General features: G+C 67.9%; 11 protein-coding genes. 6 read left to right on the top strand and 5 right to left on the bottom strand.

The window, feature by feature from the left end; genetic code table 11:
- Window positions 1–201: 201 nt before the first annotated feature.
- Window positions 202–1644 (bottom strand): aldehyde dehydrogenase, encoded by a 1443-nt coding sequence (locus ABZS54_RS39675; RefSeq protein ID WP_355547239.1) that lies wholly within the window; start codon window positions 1642–1644, stop codon window positions 202–204.
- Window positions 1645–2133: 489 nt separating this feature from the next.
- Between ABZS54_RS39675 and ABZS54_RS39670 the strand changes: the two genes are divergently transcribed.
- From ABZS54_RS39670 to ABZS54_RS39655, 4 genes are all read left to right on the top strand, one after another.
- A complete protein-coding gene (locus ABZS54_RS39670) occupies window positions 2134–3207 on the top strand; it encodes an alpha/beta hydrolase (RefSeq protein WP_355547236.1) in 1074 nt (357 codons plus the stop codon).
- A 632-nt stretch (window positions 3208–3839) separates the two neighbouring features.
- Window positions 3840–4691, top strand: coding sequence for an alpha/beta hydrolase (locus ABZS54_RS39665; RefSeq protein ID WP_355547233.1), 852 nt, complete (start codon window positions 3840–3842; stop codon window positions 4689–4691).
- Window positions 4692–5022: 331 nt separating this feature from the next.
- Window positions 5023–5511 (top strand): helix-turn-helix domain-containing protein, encoded by a 489-nt coding sequence (locus tag ABZS54_RS39660; RefSeq protein ID WP_355547242.1) that lies wholly within the window; start codon window positions 5023–5025, stop codon window positions 5509–5511.
- A gap of 33 nt (window positions 5512–5544) precedes the next feature.
- Window positions 5545–5901 carry an SsgA family sporulation/cell division regulator gene (locus ABZS54_RS39655; protein ID WP_355547230.1) on the top strand — a complete coding sequence of 119 codons (357 nt, stop codon included), beginning with the start codon at window positions 5545–5547 and terminating at the stop codon, window positions 5899–5901.
- A 149-nt stretch (window positions 5902–6050) separates the two neighbouring features.
- On the opposite strand, the gene ABZS54_RS39650 is transcribed toward ABZS54_RS39655, so the two are convergent.
- The 3 genes from ABZS54_RS39650 to ABZS54_RS39640 form a co-directional block, all read right to left on the bottom strand.
- Window positions 6051–6707 (bottom strand): tetratricopeptide repeat protein, encoded by a 657-nt coding sequence (locus ABZS54_RS39650; RefSeq protein ID WP_355547227.1) that lies wholly within the window; start codon window positions 6705–6707, stop codon window positions 6051–6053.
- Window positions 6708–7346: 639 nt separating this feature from the next.
- Entirely contained in the window at window positions 7347–7736 is a 390-nt protein-coding gene (locus tag ABZS54_RS39645; protein WP_355547224.1) for a hypothetical protein, read from the bottom strand.
- A 2-nt stretch (window positions 7737–7738) separates the two neighbouring features.
- A complete protein-coding gene (locus ABZS54_RS39640) occupies window positions 7739–8080 on the bottom strand; it encodes a DUF6192 family protein (RefSeq protein WP_355547221.1) in 342 nt (113 codons plus the stop codon).
- A gap of 1 nt (window position 8081) precedes the next feature.
- Between ABZS54_RS39640 and ABZS54_RS39635 the strand changes: the two genes are divergently transcribed.
- Both ABZS54_RS39635 and ABZS54_RS39630 read left to right on the top strand, forming a co-directional pair.
- Window positions 8082–8711, top strand: a complete 630-nt coding sequence (locus ABZS54_RS39635) for an RNA polymerase sigma factor (protein ID WP_355547218.1) — start codon at window positions 8082–8084, stop codon at window positions 8709–8711.
- Window positions 8711–9439 (top strand): hypothetical protein, encoded by a 729-nt coding sequence (locus tag ABZS54_RS39630; protein ID WP_355547215.1) that lies wholly within the window; start codon window positions 8711–8713, stop codon window positions 9437–9439. The genes ABZS54_RS39635 and ABZS54_RS39630 overlap by 1 nt, the downstream gene beginning before the upstream one ends.
- A gap of 550 nt (window positions 9440–9989) precedes the next feature.
- On the opposite strand, the gene ABZS54_RS39625 is transcribed toward ABZS54_RS39630, so the two are convergent.
- On the bottom strand, window positions 9990–10845 hold an 856-nt coding region (locus ABZS54_RS39625; RefSeq protein ID WP_355547212.1), incomplete at its 5' end, for a Mu transposase C-terminal domain-containing protein.

The raw sequence follows: 10845 nt of genomic DNA, 5'->3' as shown, positions 1-10845 counted from the left end.
GTAGGACCCATTGGGGTCCGACGGCCCCCCGCCTGCGCTCCGTAGCTGGGACAGGGTGGGCGGCATGCCTCGAAACCCTGGACCCGGCGCCGGGAACGCCGTGCCCGCGGCAGGGGGTCGCGCCGGCTGCCGCCGTCGGCGGTTCCGGTGTGCCATGTTCCCTGTGGTCGCCGCAGCCGGGTTCCGCCGACCTTGCATGCCTCAGACGGTGATGGTCTTGTACTCGGTGTAGGTGCCGAGGCCGACCGTGCCGTACTCACGGCCGATGCCGCTGGCCTTGAAGCCACCGAACGGGCCGTCGAAGGCCACGGAGGCGCCGTTGATCGTGACGGTGCCGGTGCGGATGCGGCGGGCGACGTCCAGGGCGTGGGCCTCGTCGGAGGACCAGACGCCGCCGGAGAGTCCGTACTCGGAGTCGTTGGCGATGCGGACGGCGTCGTCCTCGTCGTCGTAGGCGATGACGACCAGGACCGGGCCGAAGATCTCCTCCTGCGCGATGCACATGGAGTTGTCGACATCGGCAAATACGGTGGGTGTGACGTAGTTGCCCTGCTCCAGGCCCTCGGGGATCTGCGGACCGCCGGTGACCAGGCGGGCGCCCTCCTCGATGCCGAGCCGGATGTATCGGCGTACCCGCTCCTGTTGGTCGGGGCGGATCATCGGGCCGATGAACGTGTCGGGGTCGCTCGGGTCGCCCACCCTCAGGGACTCCACCATTTCCTTCACCGCGGTCACGACCTCCTCGTACCGACTGCGCGGGGCCAGGATCCTCGTCTGCGCGATGCACGATTCCCCGTTGTTGAGCAGGGAGGCGAACTTCAAGCCCGCGACGGCCCGGGCGATGTCGGCGTCCGCCAGGATGACCGCAGCGGACTTGCCGCCCAACTCCAGGCTGACCCGCTTGAGTTGCTCGCCCGCGATCGAGGCGATGCGGCGGCCCGCGCGCGTCGAACCGGTGAACGCGACCTTGTCGACGTCCGGGTGCGACACCAGGTGCTCACTGGTCTCCCGGTCGGTCGGCAGGACGCTGATCACACCCTCCGGCAGGCCCACCCGTTCCAGCAACTCGGCCAGGAAGCCCATGCTCAGCGAGTTCTCCGGTGACACCTTGAGGATCACCGAGTTGCCGGCGAGCAGGGCCGGGATGATCTTCGAAGTGGCCGAGGAGAACGGCGAGTTCCACGGGATCACCGCGGCCACGACGCCGACCGCCTCACGTCGCACCACACTGCGCACCGGGGACTCCGGGTCGGCGGGCACCAGGGTCTCCTCCCAGCCGAACTCTTCCGCCGCCTTCAGGTAGGCGTTGGCCTGCCGGGTCAGGCCCGGCTGCCCGGCCCGGGTGAACCATCCCGCCGAACCGTTCTCCAGCGAGATCAGGTGTGCGATGTTCTCCGCGTTCTCCTGACGCAGCGCGTTGAACCGCCGCAGGACCGCGATGCGCTTCGCCGGCGGGGTCAGCCGCCACACGCCCGCCTCGAACGACGCCCGCGCCACGGCCACCGCTCGGTCGACGTCCGCCGACCGCGCCTGCGCCGCTCGGCCGATCACCGACCGGTCGTGCGGCGAGGCGATGTCGAGCAGGGTCGGGTTGCTCGGCTGAACCCAGGAGCCTCCGATGAAAAGCCGGTCGTAGGTGATCATGTGCTTCCTCTTTCGGTTCCTTCGAGCAATCCCTAATTGCCACTTGACTGTAGCACTTTCATTCCATATCTACACACGCTCGTGCTTGTATGTCAATGATGTTTCACGGCGGGGTGCGCCTGCCTGCCACCGGTGGTTCGCCAGCCGCCAGGACCTCCCAACACCATTGGCCCATCCCGCCCATCGCGATCGAGCAGGCCGGGTGCTCCGGAAGGCAGCCGTCGTCGAGCGCTTCGGACCGTCATATGACTGATGTGTCCCCGCTTCACCGAAGAGGAAGGTGTGTGGCGCCGGTCCGGGTCGCGGGAGGAATCAGCCTCCACCCGCTGTCGGGTCACGGGAACCATCCTCGCGTCGCTTGTTCGCCAGGTGACAAGACTGTGCGCGGGGTCGTCGCGTCACGAACCGCGGTGACCGCGTACCGCCGTTCGAGCGCGAGGCTTCCCCGGGGTCGGGCCGATCACCGCCAACGCACAACGGAGGTTTCATATGATCAACAGGCGCACCTTCAGCAAGGCCGTCGGCTTGGGCACCGGCGCGGCCGCCACGTTCTCGCTGTCCGGCCTGACGACCGAGGCATCAGCCACAACCGCGTCCGCCCAGTCGAGCGGCTCACCCGTTCCCACCGTGCCCGCCATCGTCCCCGGCACCCACACGGGCTTCCCCACGCTCAAGCAGGTGAAGGCCGGCCTCCTGGACATCGGCTACGCCGAGGCGGGTCCCGCCCACGGTCCGGTCGTCATCCTGCTGCACGGCTGGCCCTACGACATCCACAGCTACGTCGACGTCGCGCCGCTCCTCGCCGACCTGGGCTACCGCGTCATCGTTCCCTATCTCCGCGGCCACGGCAGCACCCGCTTCCTCTCCCGCCACACCCCCCGCAACGCCGAGCAGTCCGCCTTCGCCCTCGACATCATCGCCATGATGGACGCCCTCAGGATCCAGAAGGCGGTCTTCGCCGGCTTCGACTGGGGCTCGCGCACCGCCGACGTCATCGCCGCCCTGTGGCCCGAGCGCGTCAAGTCCCTCGTCTCCACCAGCGGTTACGTCATCACCAACGTCAAGTCGCAACTGGAACCCGCCGCCCCCGCCGTCGAGCACAACTGGTGGTACCAGTGGTACTTCGCGAGCGAACGCGGCAAGAAAACCATGGAGAACGAGACCCAACGCATCGCGTTGTGCCGCTACGTGTGGACCCTCGTCTCCCCCAACTGGAACTTCGACGACGCCACGTTCGCGCGCACCGCCGAGGCATTCAAAAACCCCGACTACGCCTCCATCGTGCTCTACAACTACCGCTGGCGCATCGGCCTCATCGCGGGTGAGCGCCGCTACGACCGATACGAGAGGCAACTCGCCGCGGTCCCCACCATCGGCGTCCCCACCATCACCCTCGACGCCGCCCTCGACCCCTTCACCGCACCACCCGGCGACGGCTCCGGCTACCGCCACCACTTCACCGGTCCCTACAACCACCGCACCATCGTGAACATCGGCCACAACCTGCCGCAGGAAGCGCCCAGCGTCTTCGCCCAGGCCGTCGTCGACGTCGATCACCTCTAGCGCCGCGGCAGGCAACCTCCTCGGCCGAGACCTCCGACGCCGTGCACATGGCGGTGTCCTTCGACCGGATGACCAGGTCCGGCGTGGCGGGGTGACGCCCGTGTGGCGAGTCCGGAGAAGGGGGCGGATGCTCTCCGGCTGCGCGACGGCCCTGGCCGACGCCGTCGTGCGGGATCCATGGGCAAGGTGACGCGAGCGATCCGGGCCGGCGGGATTCGGGAACGCCACGCGAAACGACGTGGCGAGGTCGACATGCGACCGACCGGATCACGGCATGCCCTATCGGGGTCGGCCGAATGCGATCCGGCCCGGGAACCGGAACAGGGATACGTGTGTGCCGACGCGCGTACGTCCGGAACGGGGAGGACGTCGTCCTTCCCGTTCCGCGCGTATGTCCGGGTCCGGTCGCGCCCGGGCAGACGCCCGTTCGGGCACGTCCATGCCGTCGTCCTGCCGGTCGGTTGCGATCCGGCCGCAGACGCCTCACCCATCCACTGCCGGCCCTACCCCTGCTCATAGTCACCGGCTTGACAGGTGATGAAGCACATGACAGCTTCGTCACCAGTCAGGGCAGTGACGAAAGTCGGCAAGGTCGGCTCGCGCACTGTCGAAATGCCTGAGAGGGGTTTGTCGTGATGAGCATCAAGGGTCGACGCAAGCAACTGGTGACGGGTGTGGTCTCGACACTCACAGCAGGTCTCGCGCTCGGCGCGTTCGCCCTCGGCGGCACCGCCAACGGCGCAACCGAGACCGCCAAGGCCGACCGACACGCCAAGCCGACCATCGTCCTGGAACACGGCGCCTTCGCCGACGGCTCCAGCTGGAACGGTGTCATCGACGACCTGCGCGCCGACGGGTACCCGGTCGTCGCCGCCGCCAACCCGCTGCGCGGCCCCGCCGCCGACGCGGCCGCCCTGCGGACCGTCCTCGACCACGTCAAGGGCCCCAAGATCCTCGTCGGCCACTCGTACGGTGGCAACGTCATCAGCGAGGCGGCGACCGACGACCCCGAGGTCAAGGCCCTCGTCTACGTCGCCGCCTTCCTGCCCGCCCCCGGTGAAACCGCCCTGGAACTCACCAACAAGTTCCCGGGCTCAACCCTCCCCGACGCCCTCGACCCGGTCACCTACCGGCAGGCCGACGGCACCACCGCCACCGATCTGTACATCCGGCAGGACAAGTTCCGCCGGCAGTTCGCCGCCGACGTCCCCGCACGGCAGGCAGCCCGCATGGCCGCCGAACAACGCCCCATCGCCCAGGCCGCCTTGGCAGAGAAGGCCACCACGGCCGCGTGGAGGACCATCCCCAGCTGGGACATCGTCACCACCCAGGACCTCAACATCCCCGCCTCCGTGCAACGCTTCATGGCCGACCGCGCCCACGCGCACATCACCGAGGTCGCAGCATCCCACTCGGTCGCCGTCTCCCACCCACGCCTCGTCGCCGACGTCATCGAACGAGCCGCCCGCACTACCGTCCGCTGACCCACCCCACCCCACCCCACGCCGACGGCGGCGGCGGGACCAAGGCTCTCGCCGCCCACGGGCGACACCGATACGGCTGACCGTCGCAATCATCCGCGGCATGTCTTCACCCCGGTCCCTTGCCTGAAGGGCGGCAGGTGGTCCGCCCGCCGTGACGCAGCGGTGCAAGCATCATCCAACTATCTGCTACAAAGATGTAGCGTTTAATGGATATTGCTGCACCACCGAGCGGCACTAGATGCCCAAGGTTCCACTTTTCGCCGCTAGAATCGGGGCGGTGAGAGCCGACGCAGCACGCAATCTGGAAGCCGTCCTGACCACCGGGGCGCGCATGCTCGCCGCCGACCCCGGCGCGAGCATCGCGAACATCGCCGCCGAGGCGGGCGTGGACCGGCGTACGGTCTACCGGCGGTTCGCCTCCCGCGAGGACCTGCTCACGGCCATCCACGCATCCCGTCTCACCGCCATCGAGCGGTCCATCGAGGACGCCCGGCTGCGCGAGGCCCCCGTCGCCGTCGCCTTGCACCGCTATGTCGAGAACATCATCGGCGTCAACCGCACCTGGCCCGTCGACCTCACCCTCATGCTCGCCGACGACACCGTCCGCGCCCGGCGTGACACCGCCGTCCGCGAGGTCGACGTCTTCCTCGAACGCGCCACCGACGAGGAACTCCTGCGCCCCGGGCTCCCGGAAGGGTGGGCAAGCACCGTACTGTCCCAACTCATGCTCCTGGCCTCCCGGCAAATGCCCGGGCTGACTCCCGCACAGGCCGCGGACGTCGTCGTCGATACCCTGCTGCACGGCCTCCGAGCGTCCTGACATGACGCAGGCCCCCACTGGGAAGGCTCGGTGATGCTCCGCGCCTTTCAGCGGTTGGCGCCGGGCGTGGTGATGTACGGACCGGGGCAAGCACCGACGTCGCAGGCGCTCGACGCTGCCGAAGCAAGTGCCGCGTGGCTCAAGTTGGCCTCGGGTGACATGGCGGCCCTGTTCGAGTTGCCCGTGGAACCGCTCGCGGAGTGGTTGCAGAACACCTATGAACTCGTTCCCGCAGGTCACGAGCTGTCCGGAATCGACTGGGACATCGCCACCGCGGACCTCCTCCGGATTCCCCGAAGAAATTTTCGACTGATCACCCGAAACGCTCGGCACCACCCCGTGCGACAGGTCGGGTCACGGCCCCGGGGAAACGGCACCTTCACGGCGTGACGCCCTGGGGGCACTGTCCTTGGACAGCGAAGTTAGTCGAGAGCGACTCTCCCGGCCTGGGACGACTGAGTTGAATGTCAAAGCCGCCGTACAGCAAGGTTCTCGACCCCGGGCCCCTGAGCTGCGGCAACAAGATTTGTTGGCACAGCCTAGCGAAGCCGCGCTCGCGCCTCTTCGACCTGAAGCACGATGGCGTGCGCCTCATGAGCCCGCGCGAGCGCATCCGCCTCGGCGAGAATCCGCAACGCGTCGTCGCGACGCCCCTCGGCGGCGGCGATGTAGCCAAGGCCCACCATGTTCGCCGCGACACCCGCCGGCAGCCCGGCCGCCCGGCGAAGCTCGGACGACCTGGTCAAGTGCTCCCGAGCCGCCTCCAGACGACCGGCGGCATGGTCGGCGATGCCGAGATGCCGCAGCGCCTCGGCCAGGATCTCCCGGTCGTCGACCTGTATCGCAAGGTCGCGGGAGTGTTCGAGAAACGGTACGGCCGTGGCGTGGTCGCGTCGGACGACCTGATGAACCACGCCTATCCAGAACAGCGACTCGCCCTCGCCCCGCACCTGGCCCAGGGCCCGGAACAACGTTAACGCGCGTTCGAATGCGGGCAGTTCGGCCGGATCCTCAGTCGCGTCCAGGTCCCGCCTCGCCAGGAACCGGGCGTGCCGGACCCGTCCGCGAGACAGCGCCAACTCGGCCTCGACCGCGTCCAGTTCGCGATCGGCCGTATCGAGCCCGGCGTGTTCACCGGCAAATACGCTGCGTTCATAGCACGCCTTGGCCCGTTCGATCCGGCTATTCGCGACCATGGCTCGCTCCTCGTCGTCTTCCCGGCCGGGTCGTCAACTCGACCCGAGAGCTGCGTCGAACGGACCTACGACCACCACCATACCCACGGGCGCGGCCCGCGCCCGGGATACTCGCCAACCCGCCGGGCACCGGCCGATGCAGACCCTCGAACCGCCGGCCAGCGTCCGGGGCGACCGATGCCCGACGGCATGGCTGCACCCCCAGGTCGGCCGGCCGCTTCAGCATCGTGTCGACCGACGCGCGCCGGACCGACAGCAGTGGCAGTCGTACGTCCGGGGTCGAAATCCGGCGCTGGGCGTGCGGTACACCCTTCTCGCCCCACACGACCAGGTTCGCTGTCGTGAAGGCCGAAACGACCTGGTTCGCTGTCAAACGCCTCGATTGAACGACAACGGACAGTGTCCTGTGACAGCGAAGCTTGACCATTGCCGCTGAAGTTTGATGACCGACAGATTCGTGCCATCGAAGTTTGACCGGTGTCCCGCCTCGGATGATCTGGTCCGAGGCTGGGGCTGTGACCTGCGACGACCAGATCGGTTGAGACGCGTGAGTGCCAGGAATCTCAGCTTGTCCTTTGACAATGAAGTTAGGCCGGTGCGGCGTCCTGACCTGGGACGACTAGGTTGGATGTCAAACGATCAGCTCCGTGTCCTTCGAGGTGATACCAGTCCTGGGTGATTGCCCAGGACTGGTAGTTCCGGAAGATCCGGGCGAGGCCGTCCGGTTGTTCTCGTGTGGTGAAGAATTCCCCGATGAGCCGGTAGAGACTGGCGCTTCTCGTACTCGATCCAGTCCGCCGGGTCGTCCGAGAACACGTACCCGTGCCGGCGCCCCCAGATGATCGGGGTGAGGTATTCGGCCGCGGAGACGTCGCGCAGGTGGCGAACACCGCAGGCGACCTGCGAGGGCTTCAGGCGGGTGGCGGCCACCAGTTGCCGGGTCTGCAACCCGGACGGGCGGGCCTCGATCAGGGCGGCCCGGACCAGGTCGCCGTAGTACTCCGAGAGCGGCCGTACCCGGCGGGGCACGACTACTCGCCCTTGAGGAGGCGCATGAGCTGCTCGTCCAGGGTGAACTCGCCGCTGTCGATCGCGGCCTCCAGCCAGTTGGTGGCGGCCCCAGCTTCGATATCGAGCGGCGGACGGTCTCGCGTTCGTCCTCGGTGGACTCTTGGCCGGCAACCGCGGGACGGCCGGCTGAACGTGGCCACGTACTGATGCCCGGGCCCGACCGGGTCGAGGTATTTCGTACTGTGTTCGATCTTTCGGATCGCGGGGACGCCGAGGCCGCTCGGTGATTCTTTGGTGTAACGCCGGCTCCTTTCCGAAGCACTTATCCATGACCCGATCGCTTCGTCTGGAGGAGACTGCACCTTGGCACCCCCCGACCATCACGACGTCCGCGCGATTGCCCGCGACCGGGCGGCGCTCGAGGCGTTCTATCGTGAGCACTTCGATACCGTGCTGGCATTCGTGGCACGGCGTGTCGACGATCCGCACAGCGCGGCCGACCTGACTTCCGACGTGTTCGTGGCGGCACTCGGCTCGGCGCACACGTACCGCGGGGGCCCCGGCGGCGGACGCGCGTGGTTGTTCGGCGTCGCCCGCAACGTCATGGCGAGTGATCGCCACAGGGCCGCACGGGAAGCCGACGCGCGACGCCGGGCCGCCGGACGCCGCCTCACCGACCCCGACGACATCCAGCGCCTCGAAGAACGCCTGGACGCCGAACAGCAAGCCCGCAAGGCCTACCGCGCGATACGAACCCTCCCGGATGCCGACCGGGCCGTCCTCGAGCTGGTCGTCGTCGACGGCTTGAGCGTGTCCGAAGCAGCTCGGGTGCTGGACGTCGGCACGGTCGCGGCACGCGTACGGCTACACCGCGCCCGCCGCCGCCTCGTACGCCGCCTTGCCGCCTACGACGGACCCGGGAACGCACAAGACCGTCTCCACCCCGTCACGCAAGCCCGAACCGACTCCACGTCGCACGCGGAGGTGCACTGATGCGCAACGAGAACACACCGCTCGCCTTCGAGAACGACCTGCTGGGCGAACTCACCGCACTGGTCGAGGGAGAGACGGTTGCCCAAGCGGCCACAACGGTCCCGTTGCTCGACTCCCACGGCGCCCGTCGTCGGCGCCGCCGAGCGTATGGGCTGGTGGTCTCGGGTGCCGCGGCGGCGGTGGTCGCCGTCGTGGGTCCGCTGGTCCTGGGTGGGAAGAGCGCCCAAGCGGCGCCGTTCACGGTCGTCCGGCAGCCGGACGGGACGATCAGGTTCGCGATCGACGAGTTTCGCGATCCCGAAGGCCTGGAAACTCGGCTGCGCCGGCTGGGCGTACCGGCGAAGGTCGACTACCTTCCTGCCGGAAAGAGCTGCGCGGCAGGTCGATTCCCGAATGGGACGCTGCCCCGGGACGCGGTCGAGGCCGCGATCCACTATGTGAAGCCGCCGATGGACCGGCTGATGACCGACGAGGAGAGCGCGTACTTCCGCCAGGCCTGGCAGGAGATCCGGCCGGAACGGATCCCGCCGGGAACAACGCTGGTGCTGACCGAGACGATCTTCGACGGCCCCAAAGGATCGGAGCAGCGAACTGCGGTGGGCAACAGTGATCTTGCGAGGGGGACGGTCGCTCCCTGCGTGCCGGTCGACGACCCGAACGCGCCAAGGGTGATCGACACCGAGGACGGTCAGCTGGTTCACATCGGCGGTCCGCCGCCGTCGAACTGAGCCCGGTCAGGACCGAGCCGGTCCGGCCGCGGCAGACAGCCAGTGGGCTGCCATCGCCGCGGCCGGATCTCTCGTGACGACGTGGACGCCTCCTGGTATATGGGCCGTCGCGGTAGGGCGCCGTCGTGCCGTCCCTCTTCGTCGCCGAGTGATGGCATCGAGGCGGAGAAGACCGCAGATTACAGTGTCAACCGCAGCGAAAGCGCCGCACCGGACGCCCGTCCTCGAAGCGGGCCGTCACACAAACCGCTCGCGTACGGGCGCCCACGTACGACAGCTCGACGTCCGCCTCCGCAGACTCCACTCTGACCGGTACTGCCACCCAGCACCCCCAACCCGCTACCTCGTACGACTAGGTTCGCTGGCAAGGAAGTCAAAACGACTGGGTTCGCTGTCAAACGCCTTGATTGGATGACAACGGACACAGCTGATTTGGTCCGCGGGCCACGCATGCTGTGTGTCGTCTCAGTTGATCTGGTCCGTCTCTGCTGTTTCGAACTGGTGCCATGCCTGGGCGGTCAGCCAGAGCTGGCTCAGCAACCATCAACGCTCAGTGGCTCGGATCGACCGGTAGGAAAAAGCCGCGAGACACCCGAGACGCATCGTCGAGAATGGCCCCATGGTCCATCTGATCGAAGCCCCCCGCGCCGACGATGCCGCGTCTTTGGGTCCTCTGCTGCAACGCGGCGACGGCGTCGGCGATCTCCGCCTCGGCGGCACCGGGCAGCCTGTGGCTGACGTGGTCCCAGGCCAGATCGCCGAAGGGCACCGGGACGCGGTTCAGATGCTTCCAGATCGCCTGGACCCACGAGCCGTCGCCGCGGTGGTCGCGGACCCAGATCCGCGAGGCGTCGTAGGGGTCGCGATGGATCTCCCAGAGCCCGCGTTTGGCCGTGACGCCGGAGTCTCGGCGCCTCATCGGCCCCAACTCGGGACTGTCGTAGATCCGGTTCTTGACCCTGACGCCGTAGTCGTTGACGACCCGCCATTCCGCCGGCAGCAGTTCGACGTAGTCCTGGCCGCTGAGCGCGACCGGGACGTAGCCGCATGCCTCGACCAGCGCGGCGTACTTCTCGTTCGGAGTGAACGGCCGTCCCGGGTGGGAGGGGTCGCGAAGCCCGTCATGCGGCCTGTTCTGCCATCCGGCTTTACCGACCGCAGGAGCTCGTGTACCAGCTCTGAACTGCAGCGATTCATAGACTACATGTCCGTGACGATTGGGTGGGGTCGGTGCTGTGAGATTTGATGTCTTGGCTTGCCTCGGCTGGCGTCGATCACTCGTGTTCGTCGCCAGCGAAGGCGGTCGTAGGACTGGGCTTGATCCGGTTTGACGGACACCCTGTCTGAGGGCTTTGCCCCTCTTGGGAGGATGTCCATCATGGAGCGTATGGGGAAGAAGAAGCCTC

The organism is Embleya sp. NPDC005575 (genome assembly GCF_040605455.1).
Taxonomy (GTDB): Bacteria; Actinomycetota; Actinomycetes; order Streptomycetales; family Streptomycetaceae; genus Embleya.
Note: the sequence above shows the minus strand (reverse complement) of the source record. Positions and strands in the feature narration are given on the sequence as shown.